The organism is Aliivibrio fischeri, from assembly GCA_038993745.2.
Lineage (GTDB): Bacteria > Pseudomonadota > Gammaproteobacteria > Enterobacterales > Vibrionaceae > Aliivibrio > Aliivibrio fischeri_B.
Map to the genome: position 1 here is coordinate 90,219 of CP160629.1, position 19,550 is coordinate 109,768.

18 protein-coding genes and 1 pseudogene are annotated in these 19,550 nt (G+C 39.1%); 12 read left to right on the forward strand and 7 right to left on the reverse strand.

Annotated features, from left to right (window positions below):
- Positions 1–135: 135 nt before the first annotated feature.
- The 4 genes from AAFX60_000380 (at position 136) to hemN (ending at position 3,298) form a co-directional block, all read left to right on the forward strand.
- Complete coding sequence (locus AAFX60_000380) at positions 136–777, forward strand: class I SAM-dependent methyltransferase (GenBank protein ID XDF77734.1); 642 nt, start codon at positions 136–138, stop codon at positions 775–777.
- The gene (yihI, locus tag AAFX60_000385) at positions 777–1,322 is read left to right on the forward strand and encodes a Der GTPase-activating protein YihI (GenBank protein XDF77735.1); all 546 of its coding nucleotides are present in this window, start codon (positions 777–779) and stop codon (positions 1,320–1,322) included. The genes AAFX60_000380 and yihI overlap by 1 nt, the downstream gene beginning before the upstream one ends.
- A gap of 2 nt (positions 1,323–1,324) precedes the next feature.
- Positions 1,325–1,816 (forward strand): DUF2489 domain-containing protein, encoded by a 492-nt coding sequence (locus AAFX60_000390; GenBank protein XDF77736.1) that lies wholly within the window; start codon positions 1,325–1,327, stop codon positions 1,814–1,816.
- Between the two features lie 108 nt (positions 1,817–1,924).
- The gene (gene hemN, locus AAFX60_000395; GenBank protein ID XDF77737.1) at positions 1,925–3,298 is read left to right on the forward strand and encodes an oxygen-independent coproporphyrinogen III oxidase; all 1,374 of its coding nucleotides are present in this window, start codon (positions 1,925–1,927) and stop codon (positions 3,296–3,298) included.
- Positions 3,299–3,803: 505 nt separating this feature from the next.
- On the opposite strand, the gene asnC is transcribed toward hemN, so the two are convergent.
- Entirely contained in the window at positions 3,804–4,265 is a 462-nt protein-coding gene (gene asnC, locus AAFX60_000400) for a transcriptional regulator AsnC (protein XDF77738.1), read from the reverse strand.
- A 140-nt stretch (positions 4,266–4,405) separates the two neighbouring features.
- Between asnC and AAFX60_000405 the strand changes: the two genes are divergently transcribed.
- Positions 4,406–5,185 carry a class I SAM-dependent methyltransferase gene (locus AAFX60_000405; protein ID XDF77739.1) on the forward strand — a complete coding sequence of 260 codons (780 nt, stop codon included), beginning with the start codon at positions 4,406–4,408 and terminating at the stop codon, positions 5,183–5,185.
- Here the strand turns inward: AAFX60_000405 and AAFX60_000410 are convergent.
- Entirely contained in the window at positions 5,182–5,607 is a 426-nt protein-coding gene (locus AAFX60_000410) for a universal stress protein (protein XDF77740.1), read from the reverse strand. The genes AAFX60_000405 and AAFX60_000410 overlap by 4 nt on opposite strands.
- Positions 5,608–5,789: 182 nt before the next feature.
- Here AAFX60_000410 and ftnA point away from each other — a divergent pair, with 182 nt between their 5' ends.
- From ftnA to AAFX60_000440, 6 genes and pseudogenes are all read left to right on the forward strand, one after another.
- Positions 5,790–6,317 (forward strand): non-heme ferritin, encoded by a 528-nt coding sequence (ftnA, locus tag AAFX60_000415; GenBank protein ID XDF77741.1) that lies wholly within the window; start codon positions 5,790–5,792, stop codon positions 6,315–6,317.
- Positions 6,318–6,412: 95 nt separating this feature from the next.
- The gene (gene uspB / locus AAFX60_000420) at positions 6,413–6,751 is read left to right on the forward strand and encodes a universal stress protein UspB (protein XDF77742.1); all 339 of its coding nucleotides are present in this window, start codon (positions 6,413–6,415) and stop codon (positions 6,749–6,751) included.
- A gap of 48 nt (positions 6,752–6,799) precedes the next feature.
- A pseudogene (locus AAFX60_000425) lies at positions 6,800–7,983 on the forward strand (NAD(P)/FAD-dependent oxidoreductase).
- A gap of 116 nt (positions 7,984–8,099) precedes the next feature.
- Positions 8,100–9,290 carry an FIST N-terminal domain-containing protein gene (locus tag AAFX60_000430; protein XDF77743.1) on the forward strand — a complete coding sequence of 397 codons (1,191 nt, stop codon included), beginning with the start codon at positions 8,100–8,102 and terminating at the stop codon, positions 9,288–9,290.
- Complete coding sequence (locus AAFX60_000435) at positions 9,287–9,985, forward strand: GGDEF domain-containing protein (protein XDF77744.1); 699 nt, start codon at positions 9,287–9,289, stop codon at positions 9,983–9,985. The genes AAFX60_000430 and AAFX60_000435 overlap by 4 nt, the downstream gene beginning before the upstream one ends.
- Entirely contained in the window at positions 9,922–10,593 is a 672-nt protein-coding gene (locus tag AAFX60_000440; protein XDF78863.1) for an EAL domain-containing protein, read from the forward strand. Before AAFX60_000435 ends, AAFX60_000440 begins: the two co-directional genes overlap by 64 nt.
- Here AAFX60_000440 and AAFX60_000445 read toward each other — a convergent pair.
- Together AAFX60_000445 and AAFX60_000450 are read right to left on the reverse strand one after the other, a co-directional pair.
- A complete protein-coding gene (locus AAFX60_000445; protein XDF77745.1) occupies positions 10,583–11,170 on the reverse strand; it encodes a DTW domain-containing protein in 588 nt (195 codons plus the stop codon). The two genes, AAFX60_000440 and AAFX60_000445, sit on opposite strands and share 11 nt — an antisense overlap.
- A gap of 11 nt (positions 11,171–11,181) precedes the next feature.
- Entirely contained in the window at positions 11,182–12,192 is a 1,011-nt protein-coding gene (locus AAFX60_000450) for a hypothetical protein (protein XDF77746.1), read from the reverse strand.
- A gap of 156 nt (positions 12,193–12,348) precedes the next feature.
- On the opposite strand from AAFX60_000450, the gene AAFX60_000455 reads away from it, so the two are divergent.
- Positions 12,349–12,984: a bifunctional 4-hydroxy-2-oxoglutarate aldolase/2-dehydro-3-deoxy-phosphogluconate aldolase gene (locus AAFX60_000455; protein ID XDF77747.1), complete on the forward strand. Its 636-nt coding sequence runs from the start codon at positions 12,349–12,351 to the stop codon at positions 12,982–12,984.
- Between the two features lie 15 nt (positions 12,985–12,999).
- Here AAFX60_000455 and AAFX60_000460 read toward each other — a convergent pair whose 3' ends face one another.
- The 3 genes from AAFX60_000460 to AAFX60_000470 all read right to left on the reverse strand — a co-directional run bounded on the left by AAFX60_000460 (position 13,000) and on the right by AAFX60_000470 (position 19,487).
- Positions 13,000–15,486: an EAL domain-containing protein gene (locus AAFX60_000460; protein ID XDF77748.1), complete on the reverse strand. Its 2,487-nt coding sequence runs from the start codon at positions 15,484–15,486 to the stop codon at positions 13,000–13,002.
- 276 nt (positions 15,487–15,762) lie between these two features.
- Entirely contained in the window at positions 15,763–16,764 is a 1,002-nt protein-coding gene (gene add, locus AAFX60_000465; protein ID XDF77749.1) for an adenosine deaminase, read from the reverse strand.
- 164 nt (positions 16,765–16,928) lie between these two features.
- Entirely contained in the window at positions 16,929–19,487 is a 2,559-nt protein-coding gene (locus tag AAFX60_000470; protein ID XDF77750.1) for an EAL domain-containing protein, read from the reverse strand.
- Positions 19,488–19,550 lie beyond the last annotated feature (63 nt).

A 19,550-nucleotide genomic window follows, 5' to 3' on the forward strand; every position in this document is an offset into this window, starting at 1 on the left:
TCATTACGTCTAAATTTAAAGAAGCAGCTCTCGTAGCTGTTTTTTTTATTAAAAAATCGGTTAAAACGATTATCTTTGCACCAGTATCGGGTATACTTCCCGCCCTAGAATTTTCAGGTAGTGGAGTGGGTTCACATGCAATCTTGCCCTTTGTGTCAACATTCTAAGGCTGATGATTTCCATCAAGATAAGCGTCGTCGATATTATCGATGCCAGCAATGTCATCTTGTTTATGTGGATGAATCAGACCGTTTAGATGCAGAGAACGAAAAAGCTCACTATGACCTCCATGAAAATAATCTTGACGATGAAGGGTATAGAACCTTCTTATCACGATTTGCAGAGCCTTTGTTGTCACGTGTTGGTGAGACACCTCAACAAGGACTAGACTTTGGGTGTGGTCCTGGACCTTTACTTGCTCATATGATGAGAGAGGCCGGTCACCACGTCGAACTTTATGATATTTATTACGCCCCAGATAAGAGCGTGCTGAATAAGCAGTATGACTTCGTCAGTTGTACAGAAGCTGTTGAGCATTTTTATCAACCTCAAAACGAACTGGAATTGTTATTGAGCTTGGTAAAACCTGGAGGTTGGTTAGGTATCATGACGAAACTAGCCAGGGACGAAAGCGCGTTTGCCACTTGGCATTACAAAAATGATTTAACCCATGTCAGCTTTTTTAGCATTGAAACCTTTGAGTTTATTGCCAAGCAATATCAACTTGAACTGGAGTTTGTTGGAAAAGATGTCATTTTACTGAGGAAAACCCAGTAATGAGCCGTATTAAAAAAGCCCGTAAGCCGGGAATGTCGAGCCAACCAGTTGTTGTTACTCGTAACCGTACTGACCGTGATGTAGAAAGCCGCGAAATTAAGCGTAAAAGAAAACGTAAAGGTTTAAAAGCCGGTGCTCGTAATGCAGAAAGCAACGCAGAGCAAGCTCGTCGCAATGCACAGAAAAAAGATCCACGTCTTGGTAGTAAAAAACCAATTCAATTAGTTGTTGAAGCAAAACAAAAAACAACTAAGCAAGAGCGCCGTCTAACTAACGAGCAAGAGCTAGCAATGTTAGAGAATGATGCGCAATTAATGGTTCTTCTAGATCGTCTAGACAGTGGTGAGAACCTAGGTACTGGTCTACAGAAATACGTAGATGAAAAACTAGCTCGCATTGAACACCTAATGGGTCGTTTAGGTCTATTAGATGACGAAGAGCCAGAAGAAATTGAAGAATTCCCAGAGTTCGCAGAGCGTAAAGCAAAAAGCGATGATGATCTTCTAGCGGAATTTGATGACTTCAATATGGATGATTTTAAATAATTATGTCTACAGTAACCCTGTTAGCACTGCTTGGTGGTGCAATTATTCTTGCGTTAGCCGGTTATGCTGGCAGCTTACTGATGAAGTTAAAAAAGCAAAAAGAACTGCAAGAACAACATAGAAAATTGGCGATACAGCAACGTAACGCCAATATTTTTGAGAATGTGGTATTACTTTGCCAAGCAGGTCTTCAAGACCGATGTGATTTCTCAGAGCTTTCTATTCGTTTGTACTGCATCATGGATTATCTGCAAGAAGATGAGCGTATTGATGTAGAAAAAGAATACCCAGCATTATCTGAATTATACCATGTTGTAAAAGACATGGCGCGTGGCGATGAAAGGCAAGAGCTAGCGAAAAAAGATCGAATGAAAGATAACTTAGTTCGAACTAAGGCTGAAGCTCGCCTACAAGATGCGATTAAAGAAGAAATTCAACAACTGCATGATCGTGTTAAACCACTGAATCAAAATATTGATATTAAAATGATCTGATCGACACTTCTATTTACTACTGCATTGAAGTCATCGGCTTTATGAAGCAGATGTTTTATGATGCAGGGTAATGGTGTCAGTGCAGATATAAAGAGATGGAAGTAAGTCATGTCAAATCAACAAATAGTATGGGACCAAGAGATCATTGAGAAGTATAACTACTCAGGTCCACGTTACACCTCTTACCCAACTGCTTTAGAGTTTCACGAAGCGTATACTCCTGCTGAATTTGATATGGCATGTACTCAGTACCCTGAGCGCCCACTTTCTCTTTATATCCATATTCCGTTTTGCCACAAACTGTGTTACTTCTGTGGCTGTAATAAGGTGATCACTCGTCATCACCATAAAGCGGATATTTATCTTGATTCACTAGAACTTGAAATTCGCCAGCGTGCGGCACTATTTACTGAGCGTAAAGTAACGCAATTGCACTTTGGTGGTGGTACACCAACGTTTCTAACTAAAGTTCAATTTACTCGTTTAATGACCTTATTACGTGGTGAATTCCAGTTTGAAGAGGGCGCTGAAATCAGCATCGAAGTTGACCCTCGTGAAATCGAATTGGATATGCTGGCTCACTTACGTGATGAAGGGTTCAACCGTTTAAGTATTGGTGTTCAAGATTTCAATAAAGAAGTGCAGCAGTTGGTTAACCGTGACCAAGATGAAGACTTCATTATTCAGATGGTACAACGCGCTAAAGATCTTGGCTTCCGCTCAACGAACCTAGATTTAATCTACGGTTTACCAAAGCAATCTGCTGATTCACTAGCTAATACGATCAAACGTGTACTAGAGATGGAACCGGGTCGCCTATCTGTATTTAACTATGCGCACATGCCAACTCTGTTTGCTGCTCAACGTAAAATTAAAGATGCCGATCTACCTGCGCCAGCTGAAAAGCTAGTAATGCTTCAAGAGACGATTGAAACATTAACAGGTGCTGGTTATCAGTTTATCGGTATGGATCACTTTGCTTTACCTGATGATGAATTAGCGGTAGCGCAACGTGAAGGGGTTCTTCACCGTAACTTCCAAGGTTATACCACTCAAGGTGAGTGTGACTTATTAGGTATGGGTGTATCAGCGATTTCAATGATTGGTGATAGCTACGCTCAGAATAAGAAAGATCTAAAAGAATATTACGCACAAGTTGATGAACAACGTCATGCTTTATGGCGTGGTGTGGCTTTAGATAATGATGATTTAATTCGTCGCGAAGTGATTAAACAGCTTATTTGTAACTTCACTCTAGATACCAAAGCGATCGAAGCAGAGTTTAATTTAGACTTTGATACGTACTTTGCTGAAGACATTAAATTACTGCAAACTTTCATTAATGATGAGTTAGTAACAATGCATGAAGGTCGTATTGATGTTGAGCTTCGTGGCCGTCTTCTGATCCGTAATATCTGTATGTGTTTTGATAAGTACTTACGTGATCGTGCTCGTCAGCAGCAGTTTTCGAGAGTTATCTAAGCGTAGGGACGAGAAGCGAGTGCGGACTTTGTCCTTAAGGGGCGAGTAAGAGCCTTGTGACTTGTTTGCAAATTTGAAACCGTAGGTGTTAATGCTCCTGCGGTTTTTTTGTTTTTAAGAGCAAGGTTTCAGGACGCTTCGCTTGCAGGTTTCAGAATTGGTTATTTTTTAGCTTTGGGTATTAGCAATCCCCTCTAACTCCCTCTTGTATTAGCTTGATCGATTTCAATGATTCAGTGTTAAAGGGGAGAACCACCTTTGGCGCTGTAATTACAACGGTCACAATACAGTTCCTCCCTTGAGAGAGAAACTAATGAGATTAGTAATGTTGATATAAGGGGAGGTTAGGAGGGGTTGGTAAGGAATAACTAGAAACTATACGCTGCGCTAACTAGATACTATAAGAGCCAGTATTATTGATGTGAATCGTATTTATTACATCGTTAGTGCTTTTGATTCTATAGTTTCTAGAGCGAAGCGTTCTAGTTAGCGTAGCGTATAGTCTTTAAGGCTTCACATTACGACTAATAGGATTCTGCAGCGAGATCAGCGTCTCTGTCGACTGCACTTCATCAATCGCTTGCAGTTTATCAATCAAGACATATTGCAACTCTTCAATGCTCTTACACATCAATTTGACGAAGATATTGTAAGCGCCAGTGGTGTAATAGGCTTCAACCACTTCTTCCAAGGCATCGAGTTTCGCTAAGGCTGAATGATAGTCACGCGCCGCATAGAGATTAATACCAATAAAGCAGCACACATCGTAGCCTAAGGTTTTTGGATTAACGACCACCTCGGTACCTTCAATGATGTTAGCCGCTTTCATTTTTTCAATACGAACATGAATGGTTGCAGGGCTTACATCAAAGCGTTTTGCGAGTTCAGCGTAAGGCGTTCGAGCATCATTCATTAACGCTTGTAAAATATCTCGGTCGAGATCATCGATTTTGCTAGTTTGGTTCATGATGCATCCTTACATAATGGGCAATCTTTAAATTACCTTAAGATAAGAGATTCGGCGAGCACTTTATCTAGTCGTTTTTATTAATATCCATTACCATAGGCACTGACTGTTCCTAATTATTAAGCTTGTTGGAGTGCCCTGTGCAAATAGCGTTATTGTCTGAAGATCCAAATCGTCAATCTGAGTTAGAGGCCATTGCCGCTCGCTGGGGATTAAAGCACGATGAAGATAATGTATTTGCGTTGGTGTTAACTGAGCAACAGCTAGAATTACGTAAACGTGATGAACCAAAACTTGGTGCAATTTTTGTTGATCTAGTATCGGGAGCAGTGGCTCATCGTCGTAAATTTGGTGGCGGTAAAGGACAATCTATTGCGAAAGCTGTTGGTTTAAACAAAGGTGCGACACCTATTGTTCTTGATGGGACGGCAGGGTTAGGTCGAGATGCGTTTGTATTGGCATCTCTTGGCTGTAAAGTGCAAATGGTTGAGCGTCATCCTGTTGTTGCCGCATTGCTGGATGATGGATTAGCTCGAGCAAAACAAGACGCAGAGATAGGCGTGTGGGTTGCTGAGCGCATGTCGTTATTACACGCTTCAAGTCATGATGCATTAGAGCAATTGATGGCTCAAGATGATTTTGTGCAGCCAGATGTTGTGTATTTAGACCCTATGTATCCGCATCCGGTGAACAAAAAGAAAAGCGCATTAGTAAAAAAAGAAATGCGTGTCTTCCAATCTTTAGTTGGTGCAGATAACGATGCCGATGCACTGTTGGCACCGGCATTATTGATGGCGACAAAACGAGTGGTCGTTAAGCGCCCTGATTACGCAGAGTGGTTAGATAATCAAAAACCATCAATGGCGATTGAAACGAAAAAGAACCGTTTCGATGTTTACGTTAATGCCGCGATGGCTTAATCTTTAAATGGAACCACTAATACATCAATCGGACAGGTATTAATCACTTGTCTGGTTGATGACAGTAATTTACTCCAGAAGTCTTGGTGGTGCCCACAGACCACTAAGTTCACATCAAGATTTTCAATGGCTTCAGTCAATTCATTGCTTAAATCACCACTACTTACCAATGTTTTGTGGATAGGATAATCCGCAAACTCCACCAGATGCTTCATCGCTTCTTTTGATGCTTCCATCGCTTGGTGTTGTGTTTCTGCTAGGTTGATATCAATCAGACCGGTATAAAGCTCTGCATAGCTAACATCAATATGAATAAAAGAAACTTTAGCATCTAACGCTTTTGCAAGACCAACGGCTTTACTTACTAGTGCCTTGCTCTCTTCTGTTAAATCAACAGCAACAAGAATGTGTTGGTAACTCATGATATATCTCCTTTAAATTCAAAATTGAATTATTTGATAACTATAGATTAGCACCAGAATTGTTCTTTTTTTGTCGTTTAGATCTCGTTCTGATTGATAGTTATTGATTAATCAAAGAACGAGGGATATATGATATAATTGTTAAAATTTCAGATGAAAATAGCTCATAAAGGAATCTAAAAATGTTAGCTCAAACTATGGTTGATCACCTAAATGCACAAATTAATCTAGAATTTTTCTCATCTAATCTATACTTACAGATGAGTGCTTGGTGTGAAGATAAAGGTTTTGATGGCGCCGCTGAGTTTTTCCGAGCTCACGCTGCAGAAGAAATGGAGCATATGCAACGTCTGTTTACTTATGTTAGCGAAACCGGTGCAATGCCAATTTTAGGTGCAATTGAAGCGCCACAATCGGAATTCTCTAGCCTTGGTGATGTATTTCGTACAACGTTAGAGCATGAGCAAATGATCACTCAAGAGATCAACAAATTAGCTCATGTAGCTTTTACTTCTCAAGACTACTCAACGTTTAATTTCCTTCAATGGTATGTTGCTGAGCAGCATGAAGAAGAGAAATTATTCAAAGGAATTTTGGATAAAATTGACCTAGTAGGTGAAGACGGTAAGGCATTATTCTTTATCGATAAAGATTTAGCGGTATTAGCGAAATCTGGTTCTACATCTATTATGGATAGCACTGCTGGATAAATATCAATCTTTGCAATGTAGTCGTCTACAGATAATGTAAGTACACCAAGGGTCGTTATTTATCAGGCACACAGACAAGAATGTCGGAGGTGAGTATGATAAGTGGCGACCTAATTTTATTGGCATTATTTACAGTGACAGGTATCAATATTATTAGATATCTAAGTACGCTAAAAACCCTTCTTTTTGTTATGAGAGAGGCACATCCATTGCTGTATCAGCAGGTTGATGGACGTGGTTTTTTCACCACGCATGGTAACTTTGGTAAGCAAACCAAATTACTCCAATATTTATGGCAAGAAGAGTATCTTGATCATCATGATACGCTCTTTGTATTCAAATGTGAGAAAGCTCGCTATCTCTTTATGCTGTCTAGTGCACTACTGGTTGTGAGTGTTGCGGTGTTTTTCTTAGTAATTAGTTTGGGCATCTAGCGCTGATAATAGTACACTCCATGCCAACTAAATTTGGGTGAGAGTGTCATGAAAAAAGTAGACGTAGTCGTTATCGGTGCCGGTGCTGCCGGATTAATGTGTGCAGCAGAAGCAGCGAAGCGTGGTCGTTCAGTATTAGTTGTTGATCATGCAAAAAAACCGGGACGTAAAATCCTTATTTCAGGTGGTGGTCGCTGTAATTTCACGAATTACGATGTGACTGCGACTAACTATGTCTGTCAAAACCTCACTTTGTAAAATCGGCTTTATCTCAGTACACCAACTGGGACTTTATCTCTTTGATCTCCAAATACGGAATTGAGTTTGAAGAGCGCGACCATGGACAACTTTTCTGTGTTGATTCAGCAAAAGAGATTGTCGATATGTTGCTTAAAGAGTGTGAATTAGTTGGTGTTAATTACCGTTATCGCTGTGACATCTCTGACATTGAAAAAACGGACACAGGCTTTACGCTTATGCTTGATTCAGATGAGTTAGCGTGTGAGTCTTTGGTTGTCGCAACAGGTGGTTTATCGATGCCAAAATTGGGTGCAACGCCATTTGGTTATCAGATTGCTGAGCAGTTTGGACTTTCTATGGTACCAACGACTGCAGGCTTAGTGCCATTCACTCTGCATAAAGAAGATAAAGAAGCATTTTCTGAACTGTCTGGTATTGCGATTCCTGTTGTTGTGGAATCAGAGAACGGTAGCAGTTTTAAAGAAAACCTATTGTTTACTCATCGTGGGTTATCTGGTCCGTCTATTTTACAAATTTCGTCTTATTGGAAAGCAGGACAAAAGGTAACGATTGACCTTCTTCCTAATGACGATTTAAGTGAAGAACTAGACAAAATGCGAGAGAGCAACCCAAATCAAAGCATCAAAAACTCACTTGCTAAATTATTACCCAAAAGAGTAGTTGAAACTCTGTTAAATAAGACTATTTTTAATGAGCGATCTCTAAAACAAGTCAATCCAAAAGAGCAGCAAGAGTTATGCTCTTTACTTCACAAATGGCAAGTTTTACCAAATGGAACAGAAGGCTACAGAACAGCCGAGGTGACATTAGGTGGGGTAAATACAGACGAATTGTCTTCAAAAACAATGGAGTCTAAGAAAGTACCTGGCTTGTATTTTGTCGGTGAAGTCATGGATGTGAGTGGTTGGCTTGGTGGCTATAATTTCCAATGGGCATGGTCTAGTGGATATGTTGCAGGAATTAATGTGTAGTTAGTTCCATTTTTTGCACCTTTGTTCGCCTTAATTTTATAAAACGCATACGTTTCTACCGTTTCAGTTATGGATGACATGTTGTTAATTTTATTTTTATAAGGGCTTAATAAATAATGCAAACTCTCTCATTTAGTGTTCAAAGCATTACGCATCTTAAAGAAGAGTGTGATTCACTATTAATAGAGAGGGCATCAGGATGTTTAATTCAGATATTCTCTTCTCAATCTATGGAAGAAGTATCTACTTATTATTCCTTTTTACAGTGCTTATTTCCTCACGCTGAGATCGTTGGTCTCAGCGCGATTCATACCAGTATCAATTCCTCGGTATTCACTCAATCAACCATTGTATCTATTTCTACTTTTGATTCTTCAACCGTGACATCAGCGTCAATTGTCCATGGTGAAAATGAACCACTTGTTGGTCATCAATTATTAAGAAAACTATCCGTTAATCAGACGACGAAAAGCGTTATTGCTTTTAGTTGTTATGGCTCTGCAAGCAATTACAAGCTCTTTGAAGCTTTTTCTGAGCAAGCTTACATTGTTCCTGTATCGGGTTGTGTTGCGACAGATACAGGTGAAGGCGCCTGGATTCTGTTTAATGGTGAGTTTCATCAAAACCAAATCGTTGCTGTTGCTTTACATGGTGAAAAATTACAGGCTTGGTATGAAGCCTTTGTTGAATGGAATCCCATTGGTAAGCACTTTCGAGTTACTGCTTCTGAAGGTCGAGTGGTTAAAGCGATTGACCATATTCCTGCATACGATTTTTATTGTAAGTACTTAGCTGACAACAAACCACTTGCGCTTAGCCAAATTCAAGCTTTTCCTTTAATGCTAGAGGAAGAGACGGCACGCATTATTAATACGGTTGAATCAATAACTAAAGAAGGTCATTTATTGTTTTCAGCTGAAGTGCCTGTTGGTGATGAGGTTAGATTATCGTATTACCATCCGTCGTTAACGCAAGAGCAAGTGAACCAAGGTGCGGCTCGTTTGGCGAATCGACGACCTGAATCTATTTTTATTTATAACTGTGAATCGCGGATTGAAAATAGTACTGAATCAACAGAATTACAGGCGTTTTCTGATGTTGGTTTATGCCAGGGTGTTTATGGGATGGGAGAATTTTTTCGATCTCATAATCAGCAGATTTTACACCATAGTTTAACCTACCTTGCGTTAAGTGAATCAGAAGAAGTTGCATCAGAATACGATACTTTTTCTCGTGCGCCACGTGTTCATAACTTAACGCCGCTGTTCTCATTAATTAAAATTCAATTCAAGATTTGGATCATATGACCTCTGAATTGGAAGAGAAAATTAGAGAGCAGTCACTGCGTTTAATTCAAACTTATCGTACGGACAGAAGAACGGGTTTACTTAATCGCACGGTACTGAAAGAGCGCCTTTCTCATATAGCGTTAACGGATCATTTACTCTCTTTTAAATTAACCAATTTAAGCCAAGTAAATGAAAAGTATGGTTACCATGTCGGTGATAAGTTACTGCAAGATATTAGTTATTATATGAAAGAGCATTTAGGCTTAGCAATTGAGTCTGAAATTGAGCTCTACAGTATTGGTATTGCTGAATGGGGTGTCATATTTAATAGCGATACTGCCAGTGAGGTATTACGTAAGCAGATTACTGGTTTTATTGAAAAACTAGAACATGAAAATTTTGAACCTTATGGTTTAGATGATGTGGACTATTTAAGTGTTTCTATTTCTGGAGGCCTTATTAGTCGGCGTGATTTCCCAACCATTGCTTCTGAAGACTTAATTCTAAAAACGGTAGAGGCAAGGCGAATTGCTATGCGTCGTAATCGCCACTTGTGTAATGCCCGAGAATTAATGAAAGAAGAGCGTACTCGTCAAAATCAACTGGATTGGCTTACTTGTGTCAATCGAGCGATTTCTCAAAAGGAGTATTGGTTTATGGGCAACCTATTTATAAAGCGCATACTCATGAGCTGGCATCAACAGAATGTCTAATGCGAATTCAAGAGGACGACCAAATATTTGCTCCGGGACAGTTTTTACCAGCTGTTGAGGGGACACATCTCTATACTCGCTTAAGTAGAGAAATGATTTCGAGTATCTTTGAGATCATGCAGTCGAATGATTTGACGTTCTCGATTAATTTATCTCCTCAAGATTTATTAAGTGATAGAACACTAGATTTATTAGAGTCATCCATGATCCGTTTAGATAACCCAATGCGAGTGGGATTTGAAGTGTTAGAAACGGAACAAATTCAAGATTATGGGCATATCATTGAGGTGTGTAATCATTTCCGACGCTTAGGTGCGCGAATTATTATTGATGATTTCGGTTCAGGTTATTCCAATATTGATGCGATCATGAAACTAGAGCCTCAGGTGATTAAGCTTGATGGTTCAATCATCAAAAATGTACATCAAGATAAGCGACAACGTTTGATTTCTCAGCAAATGGTACAGCTTTGTCATGTATTAGATGCCAAAGCTGTGGCCGAGTTTGTTCATAATCAAGAGGTGTGTTCAATTGTTGAAGATATGGGCGTGGATTACTTACAAGGTTACTTTTTAGGTGAGCCTAAATCGTTACACATTAAGACGTAAACTTATGTCCACTTCGTTCAGCTTGAAACACCGTTAAAAATTGATCGTAATAACATGAAAGAGCTTGAGCATTCTCAGGCTCTTTTACCATCTCTAAGACTTCAATTCCTGCTTCGCACGTACATAGGTTACCTTCACTTTGATTTCTACGTAAGTGATAGCGAGATGCTTCGTCAGTTTGAATTTCTAAGCAAGGTAATGCTTTTAACCAAGGACTTTTATTCACCATTTTTTTGGCTTCTTGCCATGTCGCATCGAGCAGTACAAAAAGTTGTTTTTTGCTTGAGTCATGTCGATGGTGAAAATCACCACTGAGAACTGGCTCTTTACTTGGGAAGAGTAACCAGGTTTCAGTATCTGCTTGGTTTATTTTACTAATAAGCGCTTGAGGTGGTTCTTTTCGTTGCCACGTGTATTCCGTTGTATTGGACAAACTATTGAGGATCAATTTTCCTGTATTGGTGAGTTTGTGGCGTTCGTTTTCATGATAGAGCAACGCAAACTCAATATTTGAGCTTAAATTTGGTTGATGTGCGCAAATACAATTATGAGTAAATCCACAAATAGAGCAGGTCATGAATATGTCCATTATTGACTGGTTGAAAATAGGGTTAACCCTGATTTTATTGGAAAGGTAACGCCATTCACCGTTTCTTTATCCGTATGAATTTGTTTTCCTTTTTTAGTGAATGTTCGCTCTGCAATTAAGTATTGGCGTTGATGACGGCTCATTAACACGTGTACATGGTCATCACGAGTTGCCTGCCATACTCCGGTTTCAACTAATGGGTCTTCACCTGTCTGATTATCATAGGTCGTAATTGCCGAGTGATCAGGATTTAAAACCAGATTAATGTTGAGCCCTGGTGTTGTTAGCGTGCTAGTCCCTTGGTAAGTACCAACCCAATTAAGCGTAGTATCTTTGGGTGCTAATGTTCCACAACCTTTATAGGTCGTATCATTAACCGTAACTTCTGAATTCCAACCATAAATAGACTCAACCATGCTGTCATTGCATAAGCCTTTTGTCATAATTAACGAGAAATTCTCGCTGTGGTATTCTCGTCTTGTCGGAGTAAATTCCTGTTTGGTGATAAGTTGTTTTTTGGTTTTATTTCCCATTTGAGAAAAGACCAATTCACCACTCTTTACCTGCATATTCCAAAAAGGTTCATTACCAAATGCTTTGGTTGGCTGTGGTGGTTGGGCACAACTTGGACCTTCTCCTGCAACTAAACGATTAATATGAGACACAACAAATCGAGCAGGATAGTCGCTAGAAAAACCGCCTTTAGGTGGAGCCTCAAAATGACCAATAAATTCACCATACATTTCTTGGTAAGGTCTTGATTGAATGTCTGTTCCCGCTTTCCATTGTCTTGGAGATAGGTTTACCCAGTACTGTTGATCACTATTACAAGGCTGAATACTTTGAGACTCATGACCAATGATTACTGTACCTCTCAACATAAAAGTATGAGGTGAGTTAATCTCATTTTGTTGAGCTACCATATTATTTTTAGGTGCTGATGTTTGTTGGCTGCACCCTGTTAATAATAGCAATGTGGCACTAATTAGAGTGGTTAATGATGTTTTCATTATAGGATTCTCAACATGGTTGGTTTAACTCTGGGAGTGAGTATGCCATAGGACATGATAAATGCGTGAAAATTCACCTTTGTCAGAGCTATTAGTAGGATTTTAGCGTAAAATGCCGGGGTTATTTTAAATGAGTAAAGAGAGCTAAGAAAAAATATGAGTTGGAACCTTTCGCCTTCAGACGTATTTAGTGCATCACCAGTTGTTCCTGTTATGGTTATCGAACAATTGGAAGACGCTGTACCAATGGCTCAAGCACTTGCAGCTGGTGGAATTAACGTGTTCGAAATTACGCTTCGAACAGCGGTTGCTTTAGAGGCAATTACTGCAATTCGTAAAGCGATGCCAAAAGCATTGGTAGGCGCTGGTACTGTTATTAGTACGCATCAGTATGACCAAGCTGTTGAAGCGGGCGCTCAATTTATTATTTCTCCAGGGTTTACACCAAGTTTGTTAGCTCATGCTAAAACAGCGGATGTTCCGCTAATCCCAGGTGTTGCAACGCCTTCTGAGGTGATTCGAGCTATCGAATTAGGTTACTCTCATCTTAAGTTTTTCCCTGCAAGCGCATTTGGTGGTCCATCAGTATTGAAAGCAATGGCGGCACCGTTACCACAAGTTCAATTCTGTCCAACTGGTGGCATTAATCCACAAAACGTAAATGATTACACAGCATTAGATTGTGTGGCTACTGTGGGTGGTTCTTGGATGCTACCAAAAGATGCTGTCGCAGCAAAAGATTGGAATAAAGTAACGGTATTAGCAAAAGAAGCGGTTGAGCTAATTAAGTAATCGCACTTATTTTTGTCACGCCTGAGCATGATGAATCAGGTGTGACAACTCTCCCCATTGTTCAATTGGTAACGGTTTACTGTATAGGTAGCCTTGTGCAATATCACAACCTAAAGAGTCCAATATTTCTGCTTGCTCTTTTGTCTCAACCCCTTCAACAACAATCGAAACGTTAAACCCTTTTGCCATGTGAATGATGGCGTTAACAATCGATGTTTCTGCATTATCTCGAGTTAGATTTTTTACAAACGAGCGATCTATTTTTAAGCAGTCAAAAGGCAGAGTGTGCAAGTAAGACAGTGATGAGTAGCCTGTGCCAAAGTCATCAATTGCAATATGAACCCCAAGCGCTCGAACCTTATTTAATAACTCAATAATAAAGGCATCGTTATTCAATAGGCGAGACTCAATGATCTCTAAACTTAAGTTTTTAGGCTTAAGACCTGATTCTGTCAATGCGGCTTGTAAGCGTTGATAGCTATTCCCATCATGCAGTTGCTCTGTTGAAACATTAACATGCATAACGAAATCTTCTGGCCATTCACCGGATGCAATTTTTTGTGCAGTGTCGATGCACGCTTGTCTTAATACCATACGACCAATATTGATTATCATGCCGTTATCCTCAGCAAGAGGAATAAATTCATTTGGTGATACGATACCTCGTTGTGGTGAATTCCAACGAATTAACGCTTCTGCACCATGAATTTTACCGTCTTCAAAATTCACTAATGGTTGATAGTAAGGGAGTAACTCTTCATTTTTTATTGCGTGTGATAGCTCCGCAGCTAACTTGGTTTTTTTCTGAGAGATGTCGGCCATGTAAGGCTCAAACACAGCCAGTTTGCTTGATTTACTTTGTGCATAAGCAAGAGCCAGACTTGCGCTACGTAGCCAGTGCATTGCATTGTGGTTATTTAATTGATAAACCAATCCCGTAGATAATTGGATAACAACCTCACCAGAGGCGGATTGTATAGGGGTATTAAATATAGATTGCAGCTGCTGGGCGTAATTAATTAACTCTTGAATATCATCAATATGATAAAAGAACAGAGCAAACTCAGCGCCACCAATGCGGGCCATTTCTATATTTTGATCTTGATAGTGCGTTTTTAATCGCTCTGAAATATCAACAAGAAGATGGTCACCACTTAAGTGTCCAACAGAGTCATTGATGTCTCGAAAACCATTAATGGTAAAAGAGATGAGTCCTGAATTATCTGTAATGGCAGGAGATATAACGTTATCGAGACCTGTTCGACTGTATAAATGAGTCAGTGAGTCGTAGGTTACTTTATCTTGTAACTCTTGAAATGATCGTTTTAGGTTGCTTGCCATAAATTTAAACGAACGGGTTAGAACCATGACTTCTTGAGTTGTGCAATTAATTGGCAAAGGTGTATCCCAATTACCTTGAGCTAGCTCCTTTGCTGAATTGGCGGTATCAATAATTGGCTTTATTAATTTTCGAATAACATAAACCGCAAGCACAAAAGCGATAAGGCAGGCGATAACAGTAATAATAATGGTGAACTGTCGTCGCTGTGGCAATGCCCCAAGTAGAGTTGATTCTGGTATTGATGCAATGATATAGCCTTCAACAGGAATACGTTTCCTGAAAGGGCTGATCATCATAAAGTGTTTTTGAGCATCAATATTTAGTGAAATTATTTTTTCTTGTAATGCATTATCAAATCCTACTTTTTCAATATATAGAATCGTCTCTTTAACGATTGGGTTTTCAATGCTGTTTATGCGCGAGATATCATGATGCATTGGTGCATTAGGATTATGATCTGAATGTAGCCAAACGGTTCCATTACTATCAACGATAGAGATATTCCCGTTGATTTCATCGGCTTCTTTATCTAAGAATTTATTGAATGAAGTAAGTAAAACATCTGTTGTAATAACACCTTCAAGTTCTTTATTTTTATTATAAACCGGAGATATTGCAGAGAGCAGAGAGGACTCATTTTCTTCTACGTTTGAATAAATATCACTCCATCGAGCTTTCGGGTCTTCGAGTGACTTTTGATACCAAGGGCGAGTTCTTGGATCATAGTTTTTTATGATGTTAAGTACTGGTGATTGTAAATTATCGCCTTGATAAATATATAAGTGGCTATTCTGCTCTTTTAGAAGTAAGTGAGTGGTGCCGTTATTTTTATTTTTTCTAAAGCCAATGTAATCACCTTTTTGATTGCCATAGCCAATGATATCGACTTGTTTAAGTGTACTGACTTCTTTTTTTAAGTTTTGATTTAGGTAACGCTGTAGTTTTTTAGCGTTTTCTGGCAAATAAAGCTCATTACGCTCAATCGTATTGCGCATATTGATATTTGCATTTAATGGGTCTTCTAATTGATGGTAAAGAGCTGCATCAATACTGCGAGAGGAAGAATCTAATAACTTTTCACTGATGTGACTGATCATGTCTCTATAAATGCTTGCTTGGCTGTTAAGTACCACTGTCATGATCAAAGTAAAAATGATCATAAATGGGACGGTAATGGCAAACTTTAGAGATATGTTGTTTTTACATGACATAAAAATAGCGACCAGAATCACACTTAATAGAATGGAGTCGCGTATGCTATCAGCAATAGAAAAGAGAAATATGTCTCAATTGTTGGATGGCGAGAGATTGTTCAGTTTTACGTTTAAAGTAGAGATGAGAGTTGAGTGCGCTTTGTTAAAGGAATGGGAAAAAGCGAGAAGACTGGTGTTGGTATTACAACACCAGTTATATATTATTTTTAGTCCCTATAGTTTCTAGCGCTTAGCTGCCATCTCACGTAGAGCTTGTTTCTCTGAATCAGATAAGAAAGCCAGATCTAATCCATTAATTTGAATTTGTTTAAGTTGCTCTGGCGTTAAGCCAACTTTTGGTGCAGCAACTTCGTACTCATGAGGTAATTCAATACCCTCAACCGCTGGGTCATCTGTATTAAGACAAGCTTTAACACCGTAATCTAAGAATGTCTTAATTGGGTGAGATTCAAATGAAGCAACCGTACTTGTTTGAATGTTAGAGGTTAAGCAAGACTCAATACCAATGTTGTTTTTAGCTAGGTATTCCATCAGTTTTGGATCTTCAATGGCTTTAACACCATGACCAATTCGTACTGCGCCAAGCTCATTAATTGCTTGCCACATACTTGCAGCACCTGCGGCTTCACCTGCGTGTACAGTGACACGAAGATCTGCATCTTTCACTTGTTTAAAGTGATTTACAAAAAGGTCACCTGGTTGGCCTAACTCATCACCTGCAAGATCGATTGCAACTAATTTGTGTTTTTGAGTCAGTAGGCCATCTAATTCTTGTTGGCAAGCATCTTGACCAAAGGTACGACTCATAATACCGATTAAGTTAGCCTTAATACCAAAATCACGACAACCCGCTTCTACACCATCAACAACCGCTTCAACAACACCAGCAACAGGTAAATTGTGTTTCATTGCCATGTAGTATGGTGAAAAGCGTAATTCAGCGTAATCAATTTGAGCATTCATTGCATCTTGAACGTTTTCATATGCCACTCGGCGACAGGCATCTAAATCACCAAGAACAGCAACACCCCAATCAAGTTTCGATAAGAAAGCCACAAGACTTGGCTCGGCTTCCACAATTTGTACGTGTGGACGAAGCGCTTCGATATCATATGCAGGAAGGTCTAAACCAAATTTTTGGCCTAAATCTAAAATGGTTTCAATGCGAATATTTCCATCTAGATGACGGTGTAGATCGGTTAAAGGAAGCTGTTTAATGATCATTATTATTTTCCTAAAAAGTGTCCCAATTCCATTGGTGCATCGGCATTGGTATAAAACTGAATATAAGTAGATATTAGAGCAGAGTATAGAGACAAGTGTGGAATGTGTCAGTAGCAAATCGGTTAAAAACAACGCAATCTGAACGATTGCGTTGTGATGTTAACTTATTCTGTTGGCCAATCTTCTAAAGGAATAGGGCGACTGTAGAGGAAACCTTGAGCGTGATGGTAATTGAGTGAAGCCAACAATTTAGCTTGTTCTTGTGTCTCAATACCTTCAGCAACCAGAGTAATATCAAATCCTTGGGTCATATTGCATACGGCTGCTGCAATAGATGAATCGATATTTTCAGCCGTCAAATCTTTGATAAATGAACGGTCGACTTTTAATACATCAAATGGCAGTTTATGAATATAAGCAAGGGATGAATAACCCGTACCAAAATCATCAATGGCTATTTGCACACCTAAATCACGAATTTTCTGCATAGTATTTATGGTCGAATTATCATGATTTACTAAGCGTGATTCCGTAATTTCTAGGGTTAGATTTTCTGGAGCCATACTTGTATTGTGTAATACTGATTTTAGTTCATCCAAAAAGTTATTTTGAGTTAATTGGCAAACCGATAAATTTACGTGCATATGAAAATCAGCAGGCCATAGACCTTGATTAATACGCTCAACGGTATCTAAGCAAGCTTGAGTTAACACTTGAGAGCCCATAGGAATTATCATGCCGTTTTCTTCCGCTAACGGAATGAAATCTAATGGTGAAACCATTCCTCTTTGTGGGCTTAACCAGCGAATTAGTGCTTCAGCTCCGATGGTTTTTCCACTCTTTATATCAATTATTGGTTGATAAAAAGGGACAAGCTCTTTGTTTTTAATTGCCAAAGACAGTTCAGCGGTCATATTTGCTTTATGTAATGAAGCCTCTGCCATTTCAGGGGTGTACAGTGACATATTAAGGTTGTTCTTTTTCGCTTGGCCTAGAGCTATGCTGGCGTTTCTTAACCAAAGTGTCATGGAATCACAGCTTAAATCACCATAAACCAAACCTGTTGATATACTCAAAAGGGAGTTGTTTGATGCCACTCTAAATGGAGTCATAAAACAGCCTTCCATATCTCGAGCATACTGTTTTAGTTGTTCGACATCATCGAGTTTTGAGAAGAACAGGGCGAATTCATCACCACCAACCCGAGCAATGGCAATGTCGTTATGAGTAAAGCTACACTGTAAGCGCTCACTGATGTTTTTGAGTAATTGGTCGCCCTCTAAAATACCAAAGCTGTCATTGATATCTCTAAAATTATTAATCCCGATAACTAACAATCCTTGCTCATAATGATCTTTCTTATCAAGCATGATTCGGCATTGTTCTATCAGTCCTTGTCGACTGAGAACTTGAGTTAAGGAGTCAAAGGTAATTTGCTGGCGCATTGCATCAAATGACGATTGGAGCTTATTGGTCATGTCATTAAATGCATTCATTAATAGTGTTGTTTCGTAGATGCTGCCTTGAGCTTCAACGTTATTATTCCAATTACCACTTGCGATATTACGTGCTGCATTTGCAGTAGTAAAAATAGGTTTGGTTACTTGCGTAACAAGATAAACACCAACAATTAAACCAATAGCAGCGAGAACAATACCAAAAAACAAACCACGACGTTGCTCTTCTTGAAGGTGGCCAAGAAGGTCACTTTCCGATATTGAGATAACGATGTACCAATTTAAATTATTACCATCGATATAAGGGGTGATTTGACTGAAGTAGCGTTCGCCTTTGTAGTAGAAAGAGAAAACTTCAGCGTGATTATTTTTATTATTAATTAACTGGTTGGTTTTGATGTAAGTAGCGCTTTGTTGAATTGTTTCATCACAGCTTTCAGTGGCAAGTAAGCGAGAACCAATTGGACTATTTTGAGTCCCGATAGATAAAACACTGCCAACACTTGAATGGGCAATTAAGCGTTGGTTTTCATCAATAAGGTAAATGACCCCTTTGGTGTGTTGTGTTTCTTGAGATAAAAATTTATTAAATGAATCCAGTTTTACATCTGCTGCAAAAACGCCAATAAAGTCATCATCATAGAATACAGGGTGCATGGTTGAGATGGTGATTTCTTTTTTTTCATCGGCGTTAGTATAGATTTTAGACCAAGAGGGTTTTAATGTGGTAGCTGCGGGCTTATACCAAGGACGAGAGCGAGGGTCATAGTTTGCAATGACTGTGCGAATATCATCAGACATCTCGCTACCACGATAAATAATAAGATCATCATTGGTTCTTTTATCTTGAAGCATCAGGGACAAATCAGCATTAGGCTCTCGGCGAAAGCCTATGTATTCTTTTTTCTCTCCACCAAAAGAGAGTACATCCATTTGTTCAAGGCCAGTATAAATGCCTTCAAGGCTATCTTTTAAGAATTGTTGCAGCTGTTTAGTATCGTTAGGGTGATACATTTGATAGCGCTGAATTTGATTAACCATGCTTTTTACAGCAAAGTTAGGGGCGTTTAAAAAGATGTTTAGGTCGGCATGGGTATTTTGAGTGTAAGAGGTGAGTACCTTTTCGCTTACATCGCCAACCAGCTTTTCATAGCTATTATTTTGAGTATAAAAAACGATACTTAACGTCACCAACAATACAGCAATGAATGGAAGCATTACTGCGGTTCGTAAGGAAAATTGTTTTTTATTTGTTGGTTCTGTCATTGGCTATACACTGCATTGTTCTGTGTTTTTAGATAAATGGTGCGACCGATATTATCTAAATAA